The sequence below is a fragment of the Halomonas sp. AOP13-D3-9 genome (assembly GCF_052379125.1).
Taxonomy (GTDB): Bacteria; Pseudomonadota; Gammaproteobacteria; order Pseudomonadales; family Halomonadaceae; genus Vreelandella.
Window position 1 is genome coordinate 232,137 of sequence record NZ_JBQSYH010000002.1, and the last position, 24,702, is coordinate 256,838.

The following is a 24,702-nucleotide window of genomic DNA, read 5'->3' on the forward strand; positions in this document are numbered from 1 at the left end:
GGACGGCTCCTAGCTCTCTAACTCGATATCGATGCCCAGCGAGCGGATTTCCTTCACGAGTACGTTGAAGGATTCCGGCATGCCTGCCTGCATGGTGTGGTCGCCATCCACGATGTTTTTATACATCTTGGTGCGGCCTTCGACGTCGTCCGACTTGACGGTGAGCATCTCTTGTAGCGTGTATGCAGCGCCGTAAGCTTCCAGCGCCCACACTTCCATCTCACCGAAGCGCTGACCACCGAATTGCGCCTTACCACCCAAGGGCTGCTGGGTAACCAGCGAGTAAGAACCGGTAGAACGCGCATGCATCTTGTCGTCTACCAAGTGGTTGAGCTTCAGCATGTACATGTAGCCAACGGTGACCGGACGATCAAAAGCATCACCGGTACGGCCATCGAACAGGGCCATCTGACCCGATTCGGGAATGTCCGCCAGTTTCAACAGATGCTTGATTTCGTGCTCTTTGGCACCGTCAAACACCGGCGTCGCCATCGGTACACCGCCTTTGAGGTTCTTCGCCAGGGCGATGATTTCATCGTCGGTCAGGGAGTCTAGATCTTCAACGCGAGTACCCTGCGTGTTGTAAATCTGCCCCAGGAAGTCACGAATTTCAGCGACTTGCTGACCGCGTGCATCGCGCAACATAGCTTCGATCTTAACGCCCAAGCCACGTGCCGCCATACCCAAGTGCGTCTCAAGGATCTGACCAACGTTCATCCGTGACGGTACGCCCAGCGGGTTAAGCACCACGTCAACCGACTCGCCCTTCTCGTCAAATGGCATGTCTTCGATGGGCATAATCGCCGAGATAACGCCTTTGTTACCGTGACGACCGGCCATCTTGTCGCCCGGCTGGATGCGACGCTTCACGGCCATGTAGACCTTGACGATCTTCAGTACGCCCGGTGCGAGGTCATCGCCCTGGGTCAACTTGCGCTTCTTATCTTCAAAGCGCTCATCCATCTCTTTACGGCGAATTTCCAGCTGTTCGTCAGCCTGAGCCAGCAGCTCGTTAAACGACTCGTCCTGCAGGCGCAGCTTGAACCACTGCTGACGCGGCAGTTCGTCGAGGTAATCCGCGTCCAGCACATCGCCTTTCTTGAGGTTCGGGCCGCCGTTAACGGCCTGACCGTCAAGGGTGCGCTTGAGACGCTCAAAGGTGGCATCTTCGGCGATACGGTAAGTCTCTTGAAGATCCTTACGTACCTCATCAAGCTGGGTGCGCTCGATCGACAGGGCGCGGGAGTCTTTCTCAACGCCGTCACGGGTAAACACCTGAACGTCGATAACCGTGCCTTTCATGCCCGTCGGAGCACGCAGCGAGGTATCTTTAACGTCAGACGCTTTCTCGCCGAAGATAGCACGTAGCAGCTTCTCTTCAGGCGTCAGCTGGGTTTCACCCTTCGGTGTCACTTTACCGACCAGAATATCGCCGGGGCCAACTTCAGCACCGATATAAACCACGCCCGCCTCATCCAGCTTGGAGAGTGCAGACTCGCCCACGTTCGGAATATCAGAAGTGATTTCTTCTGAGCCCAACTTGGTGTCGCGAGACACACAGGTCAGTTCCTGAATGTGAATCGTAGTGAAACGGTCTTCTTGAACAACCCGCTCAGAAAGCAGGATCGAGTCCTCGAAGTTGTAGCCGTTCCAGGGCATAAAGGCGATGCGCATGTTCTGGCCAAGCGCGAGATCACCCATGTCGACAGACGGGCCGTCAGCGAGAATATCGCCACGCGCCACATTGTCGCCAGGCCGCACGATGGGGCGCTGGTTCATACAGGTGTTCTGGTTCGAGCGGGTGTACTTGGTCAGGTTGTAGATATCAACCCCGGCTTCACCGCCGATAATTTCATCTTCATTAACCCGTACCACCACGCGACGTGCATCAACAGAGTCAATCACGCCACCACGATTCGCTACCGCACAGACACCGGAGTCACGTGCCACAAAGCGCTCCATGCCGGTACCTACTAGCGGCTTATCGGCACGCAGAGTGGGAACCGCCTGACGCTGCATGTTCGAGCCCATCAAGGCGCGGTTGGCGTCATCGTGCTCCAGGAACGGAATCAGTGCCGCTGCGACCGAGACGACCTGACGGGGTGATACGTCCATCAGCGTCACTTGCTCAGGACGCATAAAGGTCGTTTCACCGCGGTGACGAACCTGAACCAGGTCATCGCTTAGCTTGTTGGACTCATCTACCGCCGCTGACGCCTGGGCGATAACGAAATCGCCCTCTTCAATCGCCGAGAGGTGGACGATGTCGTCGGTCAGCTGACGATCAACCACTTTACGGTACGGCGTTTCAAGGAAACCGTAGCTGTTGGTGTGGCTGTAGGTCGCCAGCGAGTTGATCAGACCGATGTTCGGGCCTTCCGGCGTTTCGATGGGGCATAGACGCCCATAGTGCGTGGCGTGAACGTCACGTACTTCGAAGCCAGCGCGCTCACGGGTCAAACCACCGGGGCCGAGTGCAGACACACGACGCTTGTGGGTAACCTCAGAGAGCGGGTTGTTCTGATCCATAAACTGGGAAAGCTGGCTGGAACCGAAGAACTCTTTCACCGCCGCCGCAACCGGCTTGGCGTTGATCAAGTCTTGCGGCATCAGGCCTTCGCTCTCTGCCATGGAGAGACGCTCTTTGACGGCGCGCTCTACACGCACCAAGCCAACGCGGAACTGGTTTTCGGCCATTTCGCCAACACAGCGAATACGGCGGTTACCCAGGTGATCGATATCGTCAACGTCACCGAAGCCGTTACGAATATTGATCAGCTCGCGCAGCACATCCAGGATGTCTTTGCGATCCAGCACACCGGAGCCTGTGTCGGTATCACGACGTAGGCGACGGTTGAACTTCATGCGGCCAACGCCCGACAGGTCGTAGCGATCTTCAGAGAAGAACAGATTGTTAAACAGCGTCTCGGCAGACTCTTTGGTAGGCGGCTCGCCGGGGCGCATCATGCGGTAGATTTCCACCAAGGCCTCGAGCGCGGAGTTAGTCGCGTCCAGCTTCAAGGTGTCGGAAATGAATGAACCGCAGTCAAGATCGTTAGTGTAGAGCGTTTCCACCAGGGTGATGCCACCCTGAGCCATACGCTCAAGCACTTCAGGCGTGATTTCGGTATTACACGGGCAGATCAGCTCGCCGGTTTTGGAATCGATTTGATCTTTGGCCAGCGTTTTGCCGAACAGGTACTCCATCGGTACATCCAGACGCTCAAGGCCGGCTTTTTCAAGCAGACGGATGTGCTTCTGGGTAATCCGACGTCCCTCTTCAACGATCACATTGCCTTCGCCATCCTTGATATCGAAGGTGGCGGTCTCACCGCGCAGGCGCGACGGCACCAGTTCCACATAGAAACCGGATTTCTCAATGTGGAAGACGCTGGTTTCAAAGAACTCGGCGAGGATCTCTTCGGTGTTCATCCCCAGCGCACGCATGAGAACCGAGGCCGGTAGCTTGCGGCGACGGTCAATACGTACAAAGACGTTGTCTTTGGGGTCAAACTCGAAGTCTAACCAAGAACCACGATAAGGAATTACGCGAGCTGAATAGAGCAGCTTACCGGAAGAGTGGCTCTTACCTTTATCGTGATCGAAGAACACACCGGGCGAGCGGTGGAGCTGGGATACGATAACCCGCTCAGTACCGTTGATCACAAAGGTACCGTTCTCCGTCATCAAGGGGATTTCCCCCATGTAGACTTCTTGCTCTTTAATATCTTTAATGGCTTTGTTCGAGGAGTCGCGATCATAAATGATCAAGCGAACCTTGACGCGCAGCGGGGCGGAGTAAGTCACACCGCGCAGCTGGCACTCCTTAACATCGAACGCCGGCGTACCAAAACGGTAGCTGACATACTCAAGCGCTGCATTGCCGGAGAAGCTCTCAATCGGAAACACGGACTTAAATGCCGCGTGCAGACCGATCTCGTGACGCTCGTCGGGCGAACGATCTTGCTGGAGGAAGTCGTAATAGGAATCAAGCTGGATCGCCAGCAAGTAAGGCACATCCATTACTTGGGGCAGTTTGCCGAAATCCTTGCGGATGCGTTTTTTCTCAGTATATGAGTAAGCCATCTGTATTCCCCAGCTTGTTCACCATGGGTGACCGATGCGTGGTCATCTGCCCTGCGGGCGTGTCAGACGCAGACAGCAAGCCCCTAAAATCGGTAGCTCGCCGTCGAAAATCTAGTTCGATAACTCAGTCGTCGATAACACTGTCGTCGTTTACACTATCTTCAATAGCATCTTCAATAGCATCTTCAATAGCGCTTCAGTAACGCTGTTACGCTTCTGCCACTCTGCTATTTACCAACAGCGATGCTGCTATTAAACACCAGTTGCAACAGAAAAAGGCCGGCAGCGGGATATCCCGCCGCCAGCCGTGGAAGCTTACGCAGCGCGTAAAGCCGTCCGCACAAGGCTTACTTGAGCTCGACGGTTGCGCCCGCTTCTTCCAGCTTAGCTTTAGCTGCTTCAGCGTCGTCTTTAGACAGACCTTCTTTGATGGTCGCCGGAGCGCCGTCAACAGCACCTTTAGCTTCTTTCAAGCCAAGGCCAGTGATCTCACGAACTGCTTTGATCACGTTAACTTTCTTGTCGCCAGCAGCGGTCAGAACGACGTCAAATTCAGTCTGTTCTTCAGCTACTTCGCCGCCAGCAGCCGGACCAGCCATTACGGCAGCCGCTGCAGAAACGCCGAATTTCTCTTCCATTGCTTCGATTAGCTCGACAACTTCCATCACGGTCATGTCGGCTACAGCATTGATGATATCGTCTTTAGACAGTGCCATTGTTTCATTCCTAACTTTGCGGGAGTCTCGGTCAGCCGATGACTCAGGATTCATTGCTCGGTTCAGACGACATGCTGCTTATGGCTTATGGCGTCATAGCTTCACGTCGCCTGCAAGAAACGCTGCTTAGGCAGCTTCTGCTTCTTGCTTCTGGTCGCGCAGCGCGGCCAGAGTACGAACCAGCTTGCCAGCGGAGGCTTCTTTCATTACCGACATCAACTTGGCAATTGCTTCGTCGTGGGTCGGCAGGGTTGCCAGACGGTCTATGTCAGCAGCCGGAATCAGCTCACCTTCGTAGGCCAACGCTTTTACTTCGAAGTCCTTGTTCGTTTTAGCAAACTCTTTGAACAAACGAGCGGCAGCGCCCGGATGGTCAGTAGAGAAGGCCAACAACGTAGGACCCACAAAGCTATCGTTCAGACACTCCCACTGAGTGCCCTCGAGAGCGCGGCGAGCCAGCGTATTACGTACAACACGCAGCTCTACACCATTCTCACGCGCCTGCTTGCGCAGATCGGTCATTTTACCAACCGTAACGCCGCGAGAATCAGCAACTACGACGGAGAGTGCGCCCTTGGCCGCTTCACTGACCTCGGCAACAATCGCTTTCTTGCCTTCAAGTGCTAGTGGCACAGTGATCACTCCTTCGTGCCGGAACCCAGAAAGGTTCCGGTGGTTACCATCTCTCCCCGCTCTACTTGCAAAAGCGTTGCAAAGCGGGAAGCCTTGGGGATGGTGCTCACCAGAAAGCCGTTAAGCTAAACCAACTGGCGGCCACACCATCTGCGCAGGCGCTTATGGGGCAATTAAGCCGCCCTTGTCAGTACAAACAACGTACCTATCAAGAGCGGCACCTGCGGTCTTTGACGGTGCCCCGGCCAGTGATAGCCACCAAACGGGGGACCGCAAAGTTCTTGCTCAGTTCTTACTGCAAATCTAACGATCAACTGCTTTAAACGAAAGCAGAGTGATCGATGGTCAAACCCGGGCCCATGGTAGTGGACAGAGTCATCTTCTTAAAGTAAATACCTTTAGACGCACTCGGCTTGAGGCGCTTCAGGTCAGCAACCAGGGCTTCCAGGTTGCCGTTAAGTGCCGCTGCGTCAAAGTCCACTTTACCCAGGGTAGTGTGGATAATGCCGTTTTTGTCGGTGCGGAAACGTACCTGACCTGCTTTGGCATTCTTAACCGCAGTCGCCACATCAGGCGTTACGGTGCCAACTTTCGGGTTGGGCATCAGGCCACGGGGACCTAGAATCTGGCCCAGCTGGCCAACAACGCGCATGGCGTCTGGCGAAGCGATAACGACGTCAAAATCCATCACGCCTTTTTTCACTTGCTCAGCCAAGTCATCCATACCCACGATGTCGGCACCGGCTTCTTTAGCGGCATCGGCATTAGCGCCCTGGGTGAAGACCGCAACACGCACATCTTTACCGGTACCGTTAGGCATGACGGTAGCGCCACGCACAACTTGGTCAGATTTACGCGGGTCAACGCCCAGGTTGATAGCGACATCAACGGACTCTTTGAATTTAACAGTCGACAGCTCAGCAAGCAGCGCTACCGCTTCTTCAATAGAGTAGGCTTTGGTGGTGTCTACTTTTTCGCGAATGATTTTCGCACGCTTAGACAGTTTAGCCATGATCAGAGACCCTCCACGTTTAGGCCCATGCTGCGAGCACTGCCAGCAATGGTGCGTACAGCGGCATCAAGATTCGCAGCCGTCAAATCAGGCTCTTTGGCTTTAGCGATATCTTCAAGCTGCTCACGTGTCACGGTGCCGACCTTCTTCTTGTTCGGCTCACCAGAGCCGGACTTGATACCGGCAGCTTTTTTCAGCAGCACGGCAGCAGGCGGCGTCTTGGTGACGAACGTGAAGCTACGGTCAGAGTAGACAGTGATCACGACTGGCGTCGGCAGACCCGGCTCAATTTCTTGAGTCGCGGCGTTGAACGCCTTACAGAATTCCATGATATTCACGCCGTGCTGACCCAGTGCTGGGCCTACCGGCGGACTTGGATTGGCTTTACCTGCAGCAACCTGCAGTTTGATATAAGCCTGTACTTTCTTGGCCATCGTTTATGCTCCAATTGGGTAGTAGCGCCCGAAGGCTCCCCGGTACCAGTGAAACAGCTGAACCAGCCATTTTCACACGAATTAAAACTTACTGCTTGTAACTATTCACTGCTAACTATTTACTACTCACCCGTTACTCTTTCTCAACCTGAGAAAATTCTAACTCAACAGGTGTAGAGCGCCCAAAGATCAGCACGCTGACGTGCAGGCGACTCTTTTCATAATTAACTTCTTCGACGACACCGTTAAAATCGGCAAACGGCCCATCAACAACACGCACCGACTGGCCCGGCTCAAACATCGTTTTGGGCCGTGGCTTATCGGTACCGTCTTTAACGCGCAGCAGAATTGCATCTGCTTCGCGTGATGTAATCGGCGCGGGCTTCTCTTTTGTGCCACCGATGAAGCCCATAACACGCGGCGTCTCATTGACGAGGTGCCATGTTTCGTCGGCCATTTCCATCTCGACCAACACATAGCCAGGATAGAATTTGCGCTCACTCTTGCGTCGCTTGCCGTCGCGCATTTCGACGACTTCTTCAGTCGGCACCAGAATTTCGCCAAAACGATCTTCCATACCATACATCTTTACGCGCTCAAGCAATGAGCGCATAACATGCTTTTCAAAGCCAGAATAAGCGTGGACGACATACCAACGTTTGGACATGAAAGCTCCTAACCAATGACGCCGGACATCGCCCAGCCAAGAAGAGTGTCGATCAACCACAGCATTAATCCCACTACCAAAACTGCCACCAGCACAATGGCAGTGGTCTGAATGGTTTCGGGACGGGTCGGCCATACAACGCGCTGAATCTCTTTCTTGGCGCTTCTGGCAAGCTCTACTAAATCGCGGCCCTTGGTAGTGGTTAGCGCGATCAAAGCTGCAATCACACACAACACAACCACGCCAAGCACGCGGTAGAGCAGGCCAATATCGGCGAAATAGGTATTACCAACAACAGCAACGACAAGCAGCGCTACGACCGCCGCCCACTTGAGCCCGTCATGGCGCGTCTGTTGCACCTCGGCGCCATGTTTTACAGAACCAGGCTTCATAAAAACGAGACTCCTCAGGGTACGGCGAACGATAAAATAATTTCGGAAAAAAGACATACCAACCTGGGGAAGGTTGGCAGGCCAGGAGGGAATCGAACCCCCAACCTGCGGTTTTGGAGACCGCTGCTCTGCCAATTGAGCTACTGGCCTGTATCGTCGTACTGACTTTCTACATTTGCTTCTTACTTCTGCCGACAAGCGTTTTTTTCAACCGCCTATACAACAGCGGGCGCCATGGTAGCGAAGAAACCCACCACTGACAACCCCTTCTTTACGCCTAGGCGTTACAAAACACCGCCTAAACGCAGAGACAAAAAAAGCGAGCTTTGCTCGCTTATTTCGCAATATGGAGCTCATGGACGGAATTGAACCGTCGACCTCACCCTTACCAAGGGTGTGCTCTACCCCTGAGCTACATGAGCTAAACACATCAACTGGAGCGGGCGGCGGGAATCGAACCCGCACCATCAGCTTGGAAGGCTGAGGTTCTACCATTGAACTACGCCCGCAGAACCTGTCTTAGAATGACGATCCGCTGCACGAGAAACAGTAGCTAATGCCCGCTTACCGGCTTTCCATTCCCAAACACTGAACAAATCAGCGCTTGATAAATATGGTGGAGAGGGAAGGATTCGAACCTTCGAAGCTTTCGCGGCAGATTTACAGTCTGCTCCCTTTGGCCACTCGGGAACCTCTCCAACTGTGGCGGCACATTATGCCAGCCTTCAAAACAGTGTCAAGCAAGATATTTACTTAATTTATCGTAGCTTGCGATGCTTGCGCATCTGCTGACTGCCTTGGAACGCGCTGTATTTTGTCAAAGCAGCATAGAGAATGCAAGTCCTGCACGAATCTTTTCTAGCGCCACTGGCTCAGGCACCCGCGGCGCGCCCGACATTTTACCCGCCCGCTCGGCAAGGGTCATCGGAAAGCATGCCTCTAAGCCGCCGTAAACCATATCCGGCCACACCGCGTGGGGCACCTGCACCCCTCTTGAGACAACCCGCGCATCCCCCCCCGTCAATAGCATCGGCAGTGCCACACCCTCTTGGTCGCACACTTCACTATAAATACGGTTGATGGCACTGACGGCCGCCATATAAATACCGTGGTTCACGGCATCGACTGTGCGCCGCCCCGGCTCTAGCAACTCATCGGCCTCACTCTCCGGGTCGATGGCGACATTGCGAGTACCTAGCTTCAGACTCTCTTTCATTAGGCGCAGACCGGGGATAATAAAGCCGCCAAGATGACTGCCGCCCGGCAAAACAAAGTCAATGGTAATCGCGCTACCGCAATCCACCGCGCAACAGCCACCTGCTAGCTGATAGCCCGCCAGCGCCCCCATCCAACGATCAACGCCCAAGCGCCCCGGCTCTTCGTAGCCGTTAACCACGCCTAGCGCCTCATGGGTGGAGCGCGCCACGTGCACATGGCGCACCCGACGACGCAGCAAGGTGACCGTCTCTTCCAGCACGGCCGCCCTGGCGACACTGGATATACGCACCGCCTCGACGACATCAAGATCGGGGATATCGGCACCTGGACGCCACTCTTCCCGGGTCCACACCGCTCCACGGGAACGTATCTCGCTACTCTCGGCATCCTTTAGCCGCCACTTAGACAGCGTGTTGCCGATATCAAGATCCAGAATCATAAACGCCTGCGTACGCTAATCTCACCGCCAGCTAGGCGTCGCGAGTGACCATTTTCGGTAACCCATAGGTTACCACTCTCATCCACTTCCCCCGCGACGGCATCGCTGGTCTGCTGCCCCTGAATCACCCGGATAGGCAGCCCAGCATAGGCGTGGCGTTCATTCCAGGCATCACGCCAGGCGCTAAAGCCGTCCTGCTCAAAGTTAGCCAACATGGCCAACAGACCTGCTACCTCCTCTGAAGCCAACTGATTGCGCGAGATATCCGGCAGCCGCTCGAAAAGCGCCGCCACGGGCTGGTCGATGGCGGCTCGCTGCGCCTCGGGCAGCCAGAGATTCATACCAATACCAATAACCACCTCGCAGGGACCTGCCGCATCCCCGGTTACTTCGATAAGAATACCCGCCAGTTTGCCTAACTCGCCGCCTGGGACATCACCCTGTTCGGAGAGAAGGATATCGTTTGGCCACTTGAGCTTCGGCGCCACCCCATGCCGCTCAAGCACTTGGGCAATGACAACGCCCACCGCCAAACTCAAGCCTTCCAACACGGCGATACCCGACTCGAAGCGCCAACCTACCGAAAGCATTAGGCTCTGCCCCCAGGGCGTCGACCAGACACGCCCCCGGCGCCCACGCCCCGCTGTCTGCAGCTCAACCAGACACACTTCGCCGTGCCCGGCGCCCTGCTCGAAGCGTTGACGCAGATATTCGTTGCTGGAAGGTAACTGATCTTCAACAAACAGGCGGGTAAGATGGTGGCGTGCCTGAGCGGGCAACTGCGCAACGATTTTGGCGCCCTCCAAGGGCTCCAGTCGCTGCGCCAACTGGTAGCCACGACCTTTCACCGCGTTCACCTCCACCCCGAGCGCTTCCAGTTTTTTTAACTGCTTCCACACCGCCGCACGAGAAATACCCAGCGTTTCACCCAGCTGCTCGCCAGAGTGAACCTCGCCATCGCTTAACAAACGCATCAGGTTGCCGATGGTCATGCTCCTGCCCCAGTGGGAAAAGCGCTATTCTAGCGGATGAAGGTTCGCTGCGAAAACTTTCGGGACGCGACCAAGGTCGATAAGCGCTCCAGTAATATCAGCGAAGCCTTCGACATGGTAGAATGGGTCTTGGACGCAAGCCCTGAGCCAAGATGGTCGGCAAATTGCCAGCCCTTGCGACCCGCATTTTCCGACCCGTGGACAAACGGGTGTTCACAAGAGTTCTCTCTCAGCATGCAAAACCAGCAAAACTCCAGCGCGGTTAATAACCTGCGCAACGTCGCGATCATAGCCCACGTTGACCATGGTAAAACCACACTGGTCGACAAACTCCTGAGTCAGTCCGGCACGCTTGACCGTAAAGCAGAAGGTCAAGAGCGCATCATGGACTCAAACGACCAGGAAAAAGAGCGTGGCATTACCATTCTGGCCAAGAATACGGCCATTCAATGGGAAGACAGCCATGGTAACGGCTACCACATCAACATTGTGGATACGCCTGGGCACGCCGATTTCGGCGGTGAAGTTGAGCGTGTAATGTCGATGGTCGATTCGGTACTACTGCTAGTAGATGCCGTTGATGGCCCGATGCCGCAAACACGCTTCGTGACCCAAAAAGCCTTCGCCCAGGGCCTCAAGCCGATCGTGGTGGTCAATAAAATTGACCGCCCCGGCGCACGCCCTGACTGGGTTATCGACCAGATTTTTGATCTGTTCGATAACCTGGGCGCGTCTGATGAACAGCTCGATTTCCCGATCATCTACTGCTCTGCCCTAAACGGCATTGCCGGTATGGATCCTGAAGAGTTGGCTGACAACATGGATCCCATGTTCCAGGCCATCGTCGATATCGTCGAGCCGCCGAAGGTGGAATTCGACGGGCCGTTCCAGATGCAAATTTCTGCGCTGGATTACAACAGCTACGTGGGCGTTATCGGCCTTGGCCGTATTAAGCGCGGCAGCGTTAAGCCGGGCCAGCAGATCAGTGTCATCACCAAGGAAGGCGCTACCCGCAAGGGTAAAATCGGTCAGGTAATGACCCATATGGGCCTTGAGCGCGTGCAGACCAACGAAGCCACCGCGGGCGATATCGTCTGTGTTACCGGCATCGACGATCTGGCGATTTCCGATACGCTATGTGATCCAGCCAAGGTCGAAGCACTGCCGCCGCTCTCCGTAGACGAGCCGACCGTGTCGATGAGCTTCCAGGTCAACGACTCTCCGTTCGCCGGTAAAGACGGCAAGTTTGTGACCAGCCGTAATATCAAGGATCGCCTTGAGCAAGAGCTGATTCACAACGTAGCGCTGCGCGTTGAGCAGGGCGAAACCCCTGAGAAGTTCAAAGTCTCTGGCCGCGGCGAGCTGCACCTTTCGGTGTTGATCGAAACCATGCGCCGCGAAGGCTTTGAGCTGGCCGTAGGCCGCCCCGAAGTGATCATCAAAGAGATCGACGGTGAGAAGCAGGAGCCCTACGAAGAGGTCATCATCGACTGTGAAGAGCAGCACCAGGGCTCGATCATGGAAGAGCTGGGCTACCGTAAGGGCGAGATGACCAACATGCTGCCGGACGGTAAAGGCCGGGTTCGCCTGGACTTCATTATTCCTGCCCGCGGCTTGATCGGTTTCCGTGGCCAGTTTTTAACCCTGACCTCCGGCACCGGCATCCTGACCAGCCGCTTTGATCACTACGGCCCGCTGAAGCCTGAAGCCTCTATCGAGCGTCGTAACGGCGTATTGGTCTCGATGGTAGACGGCAAAGCCCTTGCCTACGCACTGTATGCGCTGCAAGAGCGCGGCAAGCTGATTATCGATCACGCCACGGAAGTCTACGAAGGCATGCTGATCGGTATCAACAACCGCGCTAACGATATGGTGGTTAATCCCACTAAAGGCAAAAAACTCGACAACATGCGCTCCACCGGTAACGATGAAAACATCGTATTGACCCCACCGGTTAAGTTCTCCCTGGAGCAGGCCATTGAGTTCCTCGACTCCGACGAGCTCGTCGAAGTCACGCCGGCACATATCCGCCTGCGTAAAAAACTGCTGAAAGAGACCGAGCGCAAGCGTTACAGCAAGAAGTAAACCGCGCTCCACGCAGTTCGCTATATAAAACCCGCGCAAGCGGGTTTTTTTTATAACGCATTGTCACATTCATTACCGCTCATTCCCTGCCAAGACGCTCCCCTAAACGCAACCTAAACGCTAATACGCTGGAAAGGTGCAGCGTTCTATCGCACAGTAGTGCGTCCAAGGCATGCTAACATCGCCATATTCATACAGGCGTTTGGATACTACCCATTCTGATACCCAAATGCGGACACTCTTACTCATGAGCGGTCATAACGTCTGGACGCATAAAGGCACTTTCTTTTCGCCGCCGTTGGCTAAAAAACACGATAAACAACCTGCGTAGGCGGCTTATTAGCCGCCTACATCGCATGGAGACACCATGACCCCACTAATTGATGTACAGCGAGTCAACAAATCGTTTGGCGGTCTACAGGTGATTAACGACTGCTCCATTCAGGTGGAAAAAGGTTCCATTACTGGCATGATTGGCCCCAACGGCGCGGGCAAATCCACCCTGTTTAATCTTATTGCCGGCACCCTGGCCCCCGATAGCGGCCGTGTCCTGCTTGAAGGTGAAAATATTACCTCGCTCAGCGCCGACCAGCGGTTCCATAGAGGATTACTGCGCACTTTTCAGATTGCCCACGAGTTCAGCCAAATGAGCGCGCTGGAGAACCTCATGATGGTGCCACCCAAGCAGGCGGGAGAAAGCCTTTTCAGCGCTTGGTTAAAGCCGAGGATGGTGCGCAAGGAAGAGGCAGAGGTACGCCGCCGCGCCCTGGAGGTGATCGACTTCGTGGGCTTACACCACGTACGCAACGAACTGGCGGGCAATCTCTCCGGCGGACAAAAGAAGCTGCTGGAACTTGGCCGCACCATGATGACGGATGCCAAGGTAGTGCTTCTTGATGAGATCGCCGCCGGGGTCAACCGAACCCTGTTAGGTGATTTGATCGGCAATATTGAGCGCCTGAACCGAGAGATGGGCTACACCTTCCTGGTCATTGAACACGATATGGAGATGATTGCTCGCCTCTGCGATCCAGTCATTGTACTGGCCCAGGGCAGCGTTATGGTGGAAGGGCATATTGACGATATCCAGAACAATCCTGAGGTCATCGAGGCCTACTTTGGTACCGATGCCGCTTAAGCGTGACGTTTTCACCCATTAGCCAATGACTATAATGATGTCGCTGCAACGCGACCCTGCTGGAATACTTTGCTTATGTCATCAACTGTCAGGCCATTAATCGACGCACGGGATGTGCACGGCGGCTATGGCGGCATGAACATCCTGAATGGGGTGAACATGACGCTGGAAGCCGATGAGGTGGGTGTTATCGTCGGCCCTAACGGGGCGGGCAAATCCACCATGCTGAAAGCAATCTTTGGCCTGCTGCATGTTAATCGGGGCGAGATACTGCTTAACTGCCAACCGATCCAAAACTTACCGCCTAACCAGCTGGTGCAGCGCGGCATGGGTTTTGTACCCCAGGAGAAGAACGTTTTCCCGAGCCTTTCGGTGCAGGAAAACCTGGAGATGGGCGCCTTTTTAAAGCCGCAAAACGTCAAGCGCATGCTCGCTCAGATCTATGAGTTTTTCCCACCGCTGTATGAGAAGCGTCGCCAGCCCGCCGGTGAGCTTTCCGGCGGACAGCGCCAGATGGTCGCCATGGGGCGCGCCTTGATGGCCGAGCCCAGCCTGCTATTGCTCGATGAGCCCACAGCGGGGCTGTCGCCCCTGTACATGAATGAGATTTTCGACCGCGTCAAACAGATCAACGCCGCTGGCGTGGGCATTTTGATGGTGGAACAGAATGCCAAGCAGGCACTCGCGATTGCCGATAAAGGCTTTGTACTGGCCGCTGGTCAGAACCGCTTTACAGACACAGGGGCCGCATTACTCGCCGATCCCGATGTGGCCAAAAGCTTTTTGGGCGGCTAGCCCTGGGGACAATAACGTGAATGAACTGGTTTTTTTCATCAATAATGTGGTGATTTCGGGCAGTGTAAGCGGCTCAATTTATGCCATCGGGGCCATTGGGGTAACGCTGATTTTCAGCATTATGCGCTTTGCCCACTTTGCCCATGCCGACATGATGACCTTTGGCGCCTTTATGGTGCTGCTGCTTACCACGCTGTTCCCGGCAGCGGGCGCCAGCATCGGCGTGCCGACAGCGGTTTTAATGCTGCCGCTGGCGATGCTGCTTACCGCCGCCTTGGCGGTAGGGATCGATAAAGCCTTCTATAAGCCGCTACGCGCCCATGGGGTAAAGCCGATAGTGTTGGTGATTGGATCACTGGGGGTCACTTTAATCCTCCAGGGCTTAATCCGCCTGTTTTCGGGTACCGGCGGGCAAAGCCTGTATGTGGATGACCGCAAAGAAATTTTCCGCCTGGCGCTGCCCTTTGAGGGCGTCCGGGCGCCTATCGTGGTGACCGAACCGCAAATTTACCTGTTTGTGATTACCATCGCTGCCGTCGTAGCGCTGCACCTTTTTCTTAACCGTTCACGGTTAGGCAAGGCAATGCGCGCTATGTCGGATAATCCTGAGCTTGCTCAGGCATCGGGGATCAATACCAACACCATTGTGGCGGTGACCTGGATCATTGCAGGTGCCCTGGCAGCCATCGCAGGAACACTGCTCTCCCTGGATGTCACTTTCAAGCCCGACTTAAGCTTCTTCCTGCTACTGCCCATTTTTGCTGCTGCCATCGTGGGCGGTGTGGGCCACCCTTATGGGGCGATTGTCGGTGGCTTTGTAGTCGGCTTTGCCGAGACACTGGCGGTGTTCAACTGGAACGTGCTGTTGCGCCCCTTCCGCGACAGTCTGCCCACCTGGTTAGAGCTACCCTCCAACCTGGCCTTTGTGGGTACCGAGTACAAAATTGTGGTGCCGTTTTTCATTCTGGTAGCCATTCTGGTGTGGCGCCCCACCGGACTCTTTAAGGGCAAGGTGATCTAATGAGCAACTCAGAAAAAACGCGTAACCCTGCCTACACCCCTGAAGACGCCACGCCTAACCGTCGCTTCCCGCTGCGTGAGCTAATCCTGTTTGCTGTGCTGCTCGCGGCCGTTTTGGCGGTTTACGCCATCATGGGGGCCGCCTACAGCACGCGCATGCTGGTAGAAGCCGCCTGCTACGCCATCCTGGCGCTGGGGCTAACTATTCAATGGGGCTACGCTGGGCAGTTTAATGCCGGTGTGATGGGTTTTGTTGCTCTGGGCGGCTTCTGTGCGATGTTTTTCAGCGTGCCGGTCAACGATGCTTTCTGGGGTACCGCGCTACCCGGCGAATTTGGCCGCGTGCTGCTATACGGTGCCGCCGCTATCCTATTGATCGTGGGCGCCAGCAAGCTGGATCGGCTGGGGGTTCCCAAGTCCCTGCGTACGTTTATCGCGGTGGCGCTGGGCATCGTGCTTTACCTAGTGGTGATTAGCCAACTGCGCGAGGTCACCGACGCGATTGAAAGCCAGGCGGGCTTTGTCGGGGGGCTAGGCTTGCCCCCCTGGATAGGCTGGATTGTCGGTGGTGCCTTGGCAGGTGGTGTTGGCTACTTTATTGGCCATATCTGTTTGGGCTTACGCAGTGATTACCTGGCCATTGCCACCCTCGGCATTGCCGAGATCATCAAGGCGTTTTTGAAAAATTCTGACTGGCTTACCCGCGGCACCGCCACGGTCTCCCCACTCCCTTGGCCAACACCGGGGCCTGCCGAACTAGGCTTCACCCTTTCACGAGCCATTTATCTCTCGTTTACCGCGGTGATCATTGCAGTGATCTTCTTTCTGCTCAATCGTGCCTACAACGCCCCCTGGGGCCGCATGATACGAGCGATTCGCGACAATGAAGTGTCTGCCGCGGCCATGGGTAAAGACATCAATAAGCGCCGCCTGGAGATCTTCGTACTGGGCTGCATTTTGATGGGTCTGGGTGGCGGCATACTGGGCACGTTCAACAGCCTCTTCGATCCTCAAGGCTACCTGCCGCTTAACCATACCTTCCTGGTGCTGGTCATGGTGATTCTGGGCGGGCCGGGCAATAACCTGGGCACCATTTTTGGCGCCGTGGCGGTGTATATCATCTGGATTATGTCCGAACCGCTGGCGCTGTTCTTAATGCAACTAGCCGTGGCGTTTGGCGAAGGCGCTTTCGGGTGGGATGCACCAGGCAATATGGATAGCCGCGCATTGCAGGCACGGGTGCTGGTGATTGGCTTGCTGATTACCATGGTGCTGCGCTTCGCACCCAAAGGGCTACTACCCGAGAAGATCAAAAGCCACAGTTGATGGGGCAGATTGGTATGACCTGAGAGCTAAGCCCGACCTACCATTGGGCACCGGCTACACACTGTAGTGGCCCAACCCGCGCCAAGTCTGGCGCTGGTTGGGCGTTCACTCATTGATGGCCTCCCAATGGCCAGACTTATCTGACCCCACTCTTTTCAACCTGCCTGCTTGCTGTAACTTGGCCATCGCACGGCCAATAGTGCGTATGTCTTTCCCTAGGGTGTCGGCTATTTGCTGGCGTGTAATCGCCGAATTGTGCTGAATTAACGCCATAATCGCTTCAGGTGTTTTTAGCCCTGAGACATTTACAGGGGCGTTTACAGGGACACTTACAGGGGCGTTTTGTACTAGTGTCTGAGCGATGACCGATAACATAAAATGAATAAAGGGCGTGCTCTCGGCTTGCTGGTCAGCTTGTTCCAGCGCTTGGTAATAGTGCTGCTGGTTGTCTTTGATAACGCTTTCTAACGGCAACGATAAAAACAGCGGATGCCATTGCGACAAAATCAGCGTTTGCCACAAGCGCCCCATACGGCCATTGCCATCGCTAAAAGGATGGATAAATTCAAACTCGTAATGAAAAACACTGCTGGTAATTAAAGGATGGTCTTTAGCCTGTTTTAGCCAATGGGTTAAATCCGCCATAAGCCCCGATACCTGATGGGCAGGTGGCGCCACATGATGCACCACATTCCCTTTGTGGATGCCCACCGCTTTATGCCGAAACTCCCCAGCATTTACCAGAATATCCGACATCATCAAGCCATGGGCAGTGAGTAAGTCATCGATGCTATCAGGTTGCAGCATGGGTAAGGCATCGTAAGCCTGAATCGCCCCTTTGACCTCGGCCAACTCGCGCGCACTCCCCATCACGTGCTGGCCATCCACAATCGCGGTGATCTGCTCTTCAGTCAGGGTATTACCTTCAATCGCCAACGTTCCGGTGATGGTTTTGATGAGGTTCTGCTTACGCAACTGAGGCGAAGCATTCAGTGCATTAGCGTTCAGTCTGCCCACCTGCTCGCTGATCTCTGCGACCAGATTGAGAATATCGGCGGTGATGGTAAACGGGGGTTTATAACTCATGGGTTTAATCATCCCCCAACACATTCAGAATTTGATTCTGATCCTATCACACGTGGAATTGCAGGGAAGATTAAGGACAATAAGGTGGGCCATGCCAAATAAAAAATGCCCGACTGAATAAGCCGAGCATTTGTAACGCTAAGGCTTAGGGTTTAAAGATCAACCTGACCTTTGCTGGTAAAGGTGCCGTCTTCTACAGCCATCTCGACCACCACGCCAGGCACGTCGCCGTTGTCATCAAACTCATGCGAACCGGAAGCGCCTTCGTAGTTGATCTCGGTGCCTGCGGCAATTAGCTCAACTGCTTTTTCCCACTCGCCGGGCAGAATAACCTCGCCAGGGGCGCTGGAAACATTGCGTAGTGCTTCGGAAAGGCCTTCACGCTCAGCGCTACCGTTCTGCTCAATCGCCAGCGCTACCAGAAAAGCCGCGTCGTAGGCTTGGGCGGCAAACACCGCACTCGGGTCTAAATCAGCGGCTTCGGCGGCTTCAATAAAAATATCGGTGCCGGGCAGATCGGGGCTACCGGGGCGCGTGGCAATCATACCGTCCAAGATATCAGCGCCTATGGCCTCGATAAGGCTGTCGCCGACCATGCCGTCAGCACCTACGTACTGGGTAAACATGCCACTTTCGTAGGCTTGACGCAGTACCGTCTGCCCCGAGGTGTCGGCGTAGGCCAGCACCACCAGCGTCTCCACGCCACTGATTGAAAGTGAGCCTAGCTCAGAGCGATAGTCGGCGCGGTTATCTTCGTGGGCAAGGTTCTCGCTAATCTCACCGCCACCGGCCTCAAACGCGGCGCTGAAGGCGTCAGAAAGGCCCTGACCGTAATCATTATTGACGTAGGTCACCGCCACTGCGTCAATGCCTTTTTCAAGCAGCAACTTAGCCAGCATTTCCCCCTGGAAGGCGTCTGACGGCACGGTACGGAACACCAGATCGTTGTCATCAAGCTCCGATACCGCAGGCGCGGTAGACGCAGGCGAAACCATCAATACGCCACCGGGAATAGCGGCGTTGTTAGCCGCGGCAATGGTCGCACCGGTACACAGCGCGCCGACGATCGCGGTGACATTTTCCGAGTTGACCATACGGTCGGCGGCGTTCGAGGCAGCCGATGCATCGGAACAGGTCGTATCGCCAGACGGCATCACCAATGTTTGGCCGTCTAAAATACCGCCCTGCTCATTAATCTGTTCAACGGCTAGCTGCGCCCCTTCAAAAATGGGTGGCGTTAAACTTTCAATTCCCCCGGTAAAGCCGCCCAAGAAGCCAACTTTGACCTCTGCCTGGGCTAAGCCGGCCATTGCCAGAGTTGAAGCCGCCACTGCGGTGGCTAATACGCGCTTGTTGATCATGTTGTTTGTCGCTCCCAGTGAGATAAAAATGTGTGCATTTTTTTAGTGTGCCCCAGCGGACAATCGTTAAGGCTGCTATTAATCTGGAACTGGAACGGCAAAAACACAAGCCTTGCTTTCTAACGCTCGTCATCTTCCTCTAGCGATCGCCTGCGTTCAGCGAGCTGCTTTTGAAGGCGTTTGTGGCGATAAAGCCGCACCAGCGCAATCGTTAACGCCGTGACCAGCATGGCGGCCAACACCACACCCTGCCAGGGGCGTGCGGCGTTTCCCATCACCGTTTCCAGGGTAATAATCAGGATTAAGCCAATCGCTTGGGAGCCGATCGCTAGTGCGCGCAGCTTATCGAAAGCGGGTGGGGGCATAACGTCTCCGTAATTTTCAGCTCACATGATATGGTCTCCCAGTGTAACTGCTTAACGCACAGCTTAAACGGGAAACCTAATTCGATACTTAACTGGAAACCCATGAACGCCATTGCTCTCGGTCCGCTACTGATTTCACTGCCTCGCCTTTACGCGGTTGCCTGCGCGCTGCTACTGCTACTCTGTGCGCGGCTTCTATTAGGCCTGCCCCGCCCGGCTCAACAGCGTTGGTTTACCGGGCTTATGATTGTTTGGCTAGTCGGTGCGCGGGTAGGCCATATTCTGCTCAACCTGGAGAGCTATAGCGCCGCCCCGCTGGAAGCACTCAAGGTCTGGCAACCCGGCTACCAGGGTCTGTGGGGAATGGCCGCAGGCCTGGTATGGACGGCCTGGACGCTGCGAGCGCGGTTATTAGCGATGGGCGGTGCAATGGCTATGCTGGTCGCCGCCTCCAGCCTGTGGCTGGTGCTGGTCACTCTGGCCCCACTGGGCAATGACTTTGCGGTTGACGCCCTACCGGAGGTCACCCTTGAGGATACAGAGGGGAATCAAGTGCCTCTGGCGTCGCTGAGCGAAGAGGCTGACCTGATTATCGTCAACCTGTGGGCCACCTGGTGCCCCCCCTGCCTGCGTGAAATGCCGCTGCTTGAAGAGGTCGCACAGCGCGACGGCGTCAGCGTAGTGGTCGCCAACCAGGGCGAGGATCTGCTACCCATGGTGCGCTATTTGGATGAGCAGCAGCTTGAGTTTCGCTATGCTCTGCGTGACCCCAGCCAGCAGCTGATGGCGCTTTTTCAAGCACCGGGATTGCCCACCACCGTGCTGTTCGACGGCCAAGGGAACACCCTAGATGTCCACGTTGGCGAGCTTACCCGTGCCCAACTGGATCGCTGGTTAGAAGATTGATGCCGATACACCTTAATCCCCCCGCTGCTTTGCGTTAGAATCCCCCGCCCTGCTGTGCCGTCGGTGCTTTCCCCGACGGCACACAACCCGTTTTTGCAGACTCTCCCGAGGCATCATGAGCGATTTTTCTCCCGGCCAACGCTGGATTAGCGACGGCGAAGCTGAGCTTGGGCTCGGCACCGTGCTTAACTGCGACGCCCGTAGCGTTACCATTTTGTTCAGTGCCAGTCAGGAAACCCGTACTTACAATACCCGCCAGGCCCCGCTTACCCGCGTTATGTTTGGCAGCGGCGACCGCGTACTCTCTGCCGACGGCTGGCAGATCGTCGTCGATGACAGCAAAGAGTCCGGTGGTCTAATCACCTATATCGGTGAAGACAAAGAGGGCAATCTGCGCGAACTGCCTGAGGCCAAACTCGCCGACACCATGCAGTTCGATCAGGCTCGCGACCGCCTGCTGACCGGCCAGGTCGATCGCAACGACTGGTTTGATTTGCGCTTTCGCACCCTGCACCACTATCAGCGTATTGAGCAGCACAGCGCGTTGGGCTTCTCCGGGCCGCGCATCGATCTCATTCCTCACCAGCTCTACATTGCCAATGAAGTCGCTAATCGCCACGCCCCACGCGTGCTGCTAGCAGATGAAGTCGGCTTGGGGAAAACCATTGAGGCTGGCCTGATCTTGCATCGCCTGCTGCTCAACGGTCGTGTTGAGCGGGCGCTGATTCTGGTACCCGACAGCCTCACTCACCAGTGGCTGGTCGAGCTACTGCGACGCTTCTCGCTTAACGTCACGCTGTTAGATGAAACCCAAAGCCAAGCCCACGGCAGCTACAACCCCTTTGAGAGCGCGCAGCTTGTGCTCGCCAGCCAAGGCTGGCTATTTGCCAACCCGCAACGCCAGGAGCAGGCGCTGGCCAGTCAGTTCGACCTGCTGATCGTCGACGAAGCACATCACCTCGACTGGAGTGAAGAAGGCAGCGGCCCCGGCTATCGCTGTGTCGAGCAGCTCTCGACAACGATCCCCGGCCTGCTGCTGCTCACCGCCACCCCCGAGCAGATGGGCATTAAGAGCCACTTTGCCCGCCTGCGGCTGCTGGATGGCGAGCGCTACCACGACCTGGAACGTTTCAAAGCCGAAGAGAGCCACTACACCGAGGTGGCCCGCGCCATTGATGCTCTAGAGGCGCTGCCCGGCGACCCTGATGCCCGCGGCCACGTTTCCGCCATTGCCGATGACCGCGACAGCCAGGCGCTACTGGCCATCCTGTGTAACGAAGAAGCAGGCAAAGCTCAGCAGGACGCCGCTCGCGCCCAATTGAGTGAAGCGCTGCTGGATCGCCACGGCACCGGCCGGGTGATGTTCCGCAACAGCCGCCGCCACGTAGGTGGCTTCCCGGAGCGACGCCTCAACCTAGTGCCCTTAGCGCTGCCTTCGGCCTACCGCCGAGTGGTGCGCCGCCTGGAGCGCGACGACGACTATCTCGACGAGCTGCTGATTGAGACCGGGATGGATCATCCCGATGTGTTGATCTATCCCGATGCGGCCTACCGCGAGCTCAGCAATGATCCGCTCAACGGCGAAGACTGGTGGCACATCGACCCCCGGGTTAACTGGCTGCTGGAAAAACTCAGCGACGACAGCGAGAGCGGTTTTGCCAACGAAAAAGTGCTGGTTATTGCCCACCACCGGGAAACCGCCGAAGGCCTGGCCGAAGGGCTGCGGGTGCTGGGCGGCTACCATGCGCCGGTGTTCCACGAAGACCTCTCGCTGATCGAGCGTGACCGCGCGGCGGCAGCCTTTGCCGATGAAGACGAAGGCGTACAGGTACTGGTGTGCTCGGAAATTGGCTCAGAGGGGCGCAACTTCCAGTTCTGCCGCCACCTGGTGATGTTCGATATGCCCCAGCACCCGGATCAACTCGAACAGCGCATCGGCCGCTTGGATCGCATCGGACAGCGCCACGCCATTGAGCTGCATATTCCCACCTTTGAAGGTAGCCCCGGCGAGCGCCTGCTGCGCTGGTACCACGAAGGTATGGATGCGTTCAGCGCCCCTCATGGGGTTGGCAACGACCTGTTTGATGCCTTTGGGGACGCCCTGGCTGACGCCCTGCTGGATGATGAGGCACTGGACGAGATCATCGCCGAAACCCGTACGATGTTTAGCGCCAAACTGGCCGAACACGATGCGGGCCGCAACCGGCTGCTGGAGCTCAACGCCTGCCGCCCCGCCCGCGCTCAGCAGGTCATCGACGGCGTAAGCGAGCTTGATGAAGACGCCGCGCTACCGCGCTACCTTGAGCGGGCGCTGGATATTTTCGGCGTAGAGAGTCAGGAGATCGGTAAAGGTTTAATGCACCTGCAGCCCAGCCAACATATGCTCGACGGCCTGCCTGGACTGGTCAAAGGCGAAGAGGGCTTTACCGCCACCTACAGCCGCTCCCAGGCGCTGGCCCGTGACGACATCCAGCGGCTCTCCTGGGAGCACCCACTGCTGCGCGAAATGATGGGCCGCGTGCTGGATGGCACCATGGGCAACTCGGCGCTCGCCCTGCTGCGCCACGACGCCATTCCCAGCGGACGCTTGATGGCCGAGCTGGTGTTCCGCACCCACTGCCCGGCGCCCAAGAAGCTGCACCTTAACCGCTTCCTGCCGCCCACCGCCGTGCGCTTGCTGCTGGATGAATCGGGCGCCAACCTGACCAGTAAGATCTCCTTTACCGGCTTGGGCAAGAACCTGCAGAAGGTTAACAAGTCGCTGGCGCGGGATTTGATTAAGAGCCGTCACGACCAGCTGCGCGAGCTGCTAACCCAGGGTGAAGGCGAAGCCGAGCGCCAGCTGCCCAGCATTGTCGAAAACGCCGAAGCGCGCATGCGCGCCCAGCTGGATGCCGAGATTGCCCGCTTAACGGCACTTGCCGAGCACAACCCGGCGGTACGCAGCGCCGAAATCGACGCGTTAAAAGATGAGCGCCAGGCGCTTAGTGAAGCGATTGAGAACACCCGCCTGCGGCTTGACTCAGTACGGGTGATTATCACCGTTGATGCTGACCGCTAAGCTATTGTTGCTTAAAGTATGGCCTCAAGCGCCTTGTCGAGAGTGGGGTATTGGAAGGTAAACCCTGCCTCTTCAAGGCGTGCGGGGCGCATATCGGCGCCGGTCAGCAGCAGCCGCGACATTTCTCCAAAGCCCGCTTTCAGTACAAAGGCGGGTACTGGGAAAATCGCTGGACGGTTAAGCTGCTTGGCCAAGGTTTTAGTAAAGGTGGCATTGGTCACCGGGTGCGGAGCGCTGCCATTGAAGGCGCCGCTCAAGCCCTCTTGATCGATGAGAAACAGGATCGCCGCGACTAAGTCATCGCGGTGAATCCAGGGCATAAACTGCTCACCGCTACCAAAACGGCCACCTAAACCCAACTTAAACGGCGGCAGCATCTTCTCCAGGCTGCCTCCCCCCGCCTCTAGCACCAAGCCAATGCGCACAATCGCCAGCCGCACGCCCATGGCCTCAATCGGCCGGGCGGCAGCCTCCCACTGCTTGCATAGCCGATGGGCGAACTCGTCGTTGGGCATTGTCTCTTCGCTCACCACCCGCTTACCCTGATCGCCGTAGTAGCCCATCGCTGAACCCGACACCATTACCTTGGGCAGCGGCTGGCCGTTGGCTTTCAGCTGCTCGCACAGCGCCACCACTTGTTCGGTCGCCGCCACCCGGGAGTTAATCAGCTTGGCTTTCTGCTCATCGCTCCAGCGCTTGGCGGCAATCGGCTCACCGGCCAGGTTAACCAAGGCATCCGGCGGCGACTCAATAAACGCCTGGGCGCTATCGCGAATGTCGCAATTGTTCGGCAAACGATCACGCACTTGGTGAGGCGAGCGGGAGACCACCTGCACCTCGTGGCCTAATTCGACTAACTGACGACATAGCCGCTGACCGACAAAGCCACTGCCTCCGGTGATTAATACGCGCATGGGAGTTGCTCCTGTTAGGTGACATCGTTGAAAGCCTTCATGGCTGTGCGAACAGC

At 56.2% G+C, this 24,702-nt stretch carries 20 protein-coding genes and 4 tRNA genes; 7 read left to right on the forward strand and 17 right to left on the reverse strand.

The window, feature by feature from the left end; genetic code table 11:
* Nucleotides 1-9: 9 nt before the first annotated feature.
* From rpoB to ACT3UM_RS03285, 13 genes are all read right to left on the reverse strand, one after another.
* Nucleotides 10-4,086 (reverse strand): DNA-directed RNA polymerase subunit beta, encoded by a 4,077-nt coding sequence (rpoB, locus tag ACT3UM_RS03225; RefSeq protein WP_498896045.1) that lies wholly within the window; start codon nucleotides 4,084-4,086, stop codon nucleotides 10-12.
* Between the two features lie 347 nt (nucleotides 4,087-4,433).
* Nucleotides 4,434-4,802, reverse strand: a complete 369-nt coding sequence (gene rplL, locus ACT3UM_RS03230; protein ID WP_022520870.1) for a 50S ribosomal protein L7/L12 — start codon at nucleotides 4,800-4,802, stop codon at nucleotides 4,434-4,436.
* A gap of 126 nt (nucleotides 4,803-4,928) precedes the next feature.
* The gene (gene rplJ, locus ACT3UM_RS03235; protein WP_071694997.1) at nucleotides 4,929-5,435 is read right to left on the reverse strand and encodes a 50S ribosomal protein L10; all 507 of its coding nucleotides are present in this window, start codon (nucleotides 5,433-5,435) and stop codon (nucleotides 4,929-4,931) included.
* A gap of 319 nt (nucleotides 5,436-5,754) precedes the next feature.
* Nucleotides 5,755-6,447 carry a 50S ribosomal protein L1 gene (rplA, locus tag ACT3UM_RS03240; protein WP_498896048.1) on the reverse strand — a complete coding sequence of 231 codons (693 nt, stop codon included), beginning with the start codon at nucleotides 6,445-6,447 and terminating at the stop codon, nucleotides 5,755-5,757.
* Nucleotides 6,448-6,449: 2 nt separating this feature from the next.
* Complete coding sequence (rplK, locus tag ACT3UM_RS03245) at nucleotides 6,450-6,881, reverse strand: 50S ribosomal protein L11 (protein ID WP_498896050.1); 432 nt, start codon at nucleotides 6,879-6,881, stop codon at nucleotides 6,450-6,452.
* 133 nt (nucleotides 6,882-7,014) lie between these two features.
* On the reverse strand, nucleotides 7,015-7,548 hold the full coding sequence (nusG, locus tag ACT3UM_RS03250) for a transcription termination/antitermination protein NusG (RefSeq protein WP_498896052.1): 534 nt from the start codon (nucleotides 7,546-7,548) through the stop codon (nucleotides 7,015-7,017).
* Between the two features lie 8 nt (nucleotides 7,549-7,556).
* Nucleotides 7,557-7,940 carry a preprotein translocase subunit SecE gene (gene secE, locus ACT3UM_RS03255; protein ID WP_498896054.1) on the reverse strand — a complete coding sequence of 128 codons (384 nt, stop codon included), beginning with the start codon at nucleotides 7,938-7,940 and terminating at the stop codon, nucleotides 7,557-7,559.
* A 74-nt stretch (nucleotides 7,941-8,014) separates the two neighbouring features.
* A tRNA-Trp gene (locus tag ACT3UM_RS03260) sits at nucleotides 8,015-8,090 on the reverse strand.
* A 197-nt stretch (nucleotides 8,091-8,287) separates the two neighbouring features.
* Nucleotides 8,288-8,362 (reverse strand) — tRNA-Thr (locus ACT3UM_RS03265).
* A gap of 13 nt (nucleotides 8,363-8,375) precedes the next feature.
* Nucleotides 8,376-8,449, reverse strand: a tRNA-Gly gene (locus ACT3UM_RS03270).
* Nucleotides 8,450-8,554: 105 nt separating this feature from the next.
* A tRNA-Tyr gene (locus ACT3UM_RS03275) sits at nucleotides 8,555-8,638 on the reverse strand.
* Nucleotides 8,639-8,757: 119 nt separating this feature from the next.
* Nucleotides 8,758-9,597, reverse strand: coding sequence for a type III pantothenate kinase (locus tag ACT3UM_RS03280; RefSeq protein ID WP_498896056.1), 840 nt, complete (start codon nucleotides 9,595-9,597; stop codon nucleotides 8,758-8,760).
* Entirely contained in the window at nucleotides 9,594-10,589 is a 996-nt protein-coding gene (locus tag ACT3UM_RS03285; RefSeq protein ID WP_498896058.1) for a biotin--[acetyl-CoA-carboxylase] ligase, read from the reverse strand. The genes ACT3UM_RS03280 and ACT3UM_RS03285 overlap by 4 nt, the downstream gene beginning before the upstream one ends.
* Nucleotides 10,590-10,823: 234 nt before the next feature.
* Here ACT3UM_RS03285 and typA point away from each other — a divergent pair, with 234 nt between their 5' ends.
* From typA to ACT3UM_RS03310, 5 genes are all read left to right on the forward strand, one after another.
* On the forward strand, nucleotides 10,824-12,674 hold the full coding sequence (typA, locus tag ACT3UM_RS03290) for a translational GTPase TypA (protein ID WP_498896060.1): 1,851 nt from the start codon (nucleotides 10,824-10,826) through the stop codon (nucleotides 12,672-12,674).
* Between the two features lie 367 nt (nucleotides 12,675-13,041).
* The gene (locus ACT3UM_RS03295; protein WP_498896062.1) at nucleotides 13,042-13,812 is read left to right on the forward strand and encodes an ABC transporter ATP-binding protein; all 771 of its coding nucleotides are present in this window, start codon (nucleotides 13,042-13,044) and stop codon (nucleotides 13,810-13,812) included.
* A 75-nt stretch (nucleotides 13,813-13,887) separates the two neighbouring features.
* Nucleotides 13,888-14,607, forward strand: a complete 720-nt coding sequence (locus ACT3UM_RS03300; RefSeq protein WP_498896064.1) for an ABC transporter ATP-binding protein — start codon at nucleotides 13,888-13,890, stop codon at nucleotides 14,605-14,607.
* A 16-nt stretch (nucleotides 14,608-14,623) separates the two neighbouring features.
* A complete protein-coding gene (locus tag ACT3UM_RS03305) occupies nucleotides 14,624-15,628 on the forward strand; it encodes a branched-chain amino acid ABC transporter permease (RefSeq protein WP_498896066.1) in 1,005 nt (334 codons plus the stop codon).
* Nucleotides 15,628-16,953, forward strand: a complete 1,326-nt coding sequence (locus ACT3UM_RS03310) for a branched-chain amino acid ABC transporter permease (protein ID WP_498896068.1) — start codon at nucleotides 15,628-15,630, stop codon at nucleotides 16,951-16,953. Before ACT3UM_RS03305 ends, ACT3UM_RS03310 begins: the two co-directional genes overlap by 1 nt.
* 105 nt (nucleotides 16,954-17,058) lie before the next feature.
* On the opposite strand, the gene ACT3UM_RS03315 is transcribed toward ACT3UM_RS03310, so the two are convergent.
* The 3 genes from ACT3UM_RS03315 to ACT3UM_RS03325 form a co-directional block, all read right to left on the reverse strand.
* Nucleotides 17,059-18,039: a Fic family protein gene (locus tag ACT3UM_RS03315; RefSeq protein ID WP_498896070.1), complete on the reverse strand. Its 981-nt coding sequence runs from the start codon at nucleotides 18,037-18,039 to the stop codon at nucleotides 17,059-17,061.
* Nucleotides 18,040-18,191: 152 nt separating this feature from the next.
* Nucleotides 18,192-19,400, reverse strand: a complete 1,209-nt coding sequence (locus ACT3UM_RS03320) for an ABC transporter substrate-binding protein (protein ID WP_498896072.1) — start codon at nucleotides 19,398-19,400, stop codon at nucleotides 18,192-18,194.
* A 119-nt stretch (nucleotides 19,401-19,519) separates the two neighbouring features.
* Nucleotides 19,520-19,765: a hypothetical protein gene (locus tag ACT3UM_RS03325; protein ID WP_498896074.1), complete on the reverse strand. Its 246-nt coding sequence runs from the start codon at nucleotides 19,763-19,765 to the stop codon at nucleotides 19,520-19,522.
* Between the two features lie 102 nt (nucleotides 19,766-19,867).
* Here ACT3UM_RS03325 and ACT3UM_RS03330 point away from each other — a divergent pair, with 102 nt between their 5' ends.
* Both ACT3UM_RS03330 and rapA read left to right on the forward strand, forming a co-directional pair.
* On the forward strand, nucleotides 19,868-20,671 hold the full coding sequence (locus ACT3UM_RS03330) for a TlpA family protein disulfide reductase (protein ID WP_498896076.1): 804 nt from the start codon (nucleotides 19,868-19,870) through the stop codon (nucleotides 20,669-20,671).
* Nucleotides 20,672-20,786: 115 nt separating this feature from the next.
* Nucleotides 20,787-23,732, forward strand: coding sequence for an RNA polymerase-associated protein RapA (gene rapA, locus ACT3UM_RS03335; RefSeq protein ID WP_498896078.1), 2,946 nt, complete (start codon nucleotides 20,787-20,789; stop codon nucleotides 23,730-23,732).
* An 11-nt stretch (nucleotides 23,733-23,743) separates the two neighbouring features.
* On the opposite strand, the gene ACT3UM_RS03340 is transcribed toward rapA, so the two are convergent.
* Nucleotides 23,744-24,646 (reverse strand): TIGR01777 family oxidoreductase, encoded by a 903-nt coding sequence (locus ACT3UM_RS03340; RefSeq protein WP_035582662.1) that lies wholly within the window; start codon nucleotides 24,644-24,646, stop codon nucleotides 23,744-23,746.
* Nucleotides 24,647-24,702 lie beyond the last annotated feature (56 nt).

Coding starts and splice junctions, on each gene's coding strand:
- rpoB (WP_498896045.1), bottom strand. CDS start 4,086: ATGGCTTACTCATATACTGAGAAAAAACGCATCCGCAAGGATTTCGGC.
- rplL (WP_022520870.1), bottom strand. CDS start 4,802: ATGGCACTGTCTAAAGACGATATCATCAATGCTGTAGCCGACATGACC.
- rplA (WP_498896048.1), bottom strand. CDS start 6,447: ATGGCTAAACTGTCTAAGCGTGCGAAAATCATTCGCGAAAAAGTAGAC.
- rplK (WP_498896050.1), bottom strand. CDS start 6,881: ATGGCCAAGAAAGTACAGGCTTATATCAAACTGCAGGTTGCTGCAGGT.
- nusG (WP_498896052.1), bottom strand. CDS start 7,548: ATGTCCAAACGTTGGTATGTCGTCCACGCTTATTCTGGCTTTGAAAAG.
- secE (WP_498896054.1), bottom strand. CDS start 7,940: ATGAAGCCTGGTTCTGTAAAACATGGCGCCGAGGTGCAACAGACGCGC.
- ACT3UM_RS03280 (WP_498896056.1), bottom strand. CDS start 9,597: ATGATTCTGGATCTTGATATCGGCAACACGCTGTCTAAGTGGCGGCTA.
- ACT3UM_RS03285 (WP_498896058.1), bottom strand. CDS start 10,589: ATGACCATCGGCAACCTGATGCGTTTGTTAAGCGATGGCGAGGTTCAC.
- typA (WP_498896060.1), top strand. CDS start 10,824: ATGCAAAACCAGCAAAACTCCAGCGCGGTTAATAACCTGCGCAACGTC.
- ACT3UM_RS03295 (WP_498896062.1), top strand. CDS start 13,042: ATGACCCCACTAATTGATGTACAGCGAGTCAACAAATCGTTTGGCGGT.
- ACT3UM_RS03300 (WP_498896064.1), top strand. CDS start 13,888: ATGTCATCAACTGTCAGGCCATTAATCGACGCACGGGATGTGCACGGC.
- ACT3UM_RS03310 (WP_498896068.1), top strand. CDS start 15,628: ATGAGCAACTCAGAAAAAACGCGTAACCCTGCCTACACCCCTGAAGAC.
- ACT3UM_RS03315 (WP_498896070.1), bottom strand. CDS start 18,039: ATGAGTTATAAACCCCCGTTTACCATCACCGCCGATATTCTCAATCTG.
- ACT3UM_RS03320 (WP_498896072.1), bottom strand. CDS start 19,400: ATGATCAACAAGCGCGTATTAGCCACCGCAGTGGCGGCTTCAACTCTG.
- ACT3UM_RS03325 (WP_498896074.1), bottom strand. CDS start 19,765: ATGCCCCCACCCGCTTTCGATAAGCTGCGCGCACTAGCGATCGGCTCC.
- ACT3UM_RS03330 (WP_498896076.1), top strand. CDS start 19,868: ATGAACGCCATTGCTCTCGGTCCGCTACTGATTTCACTGCCTCGCCTT.
- rapA (WP_498896078.1), top strand. CDS start 20,787: ATGAGCGATTTTTCTCCCGGCCAACGCTGGATTAGCGACGGCGAAGCT.
- ACT3UM_RS03340 (WP_035582662.1), bottom strand. CDS start 24,646: ATGCGCGTATTAATCACCGGAGGCAGTGGCTTTGTCGGTCAGCGGCTA.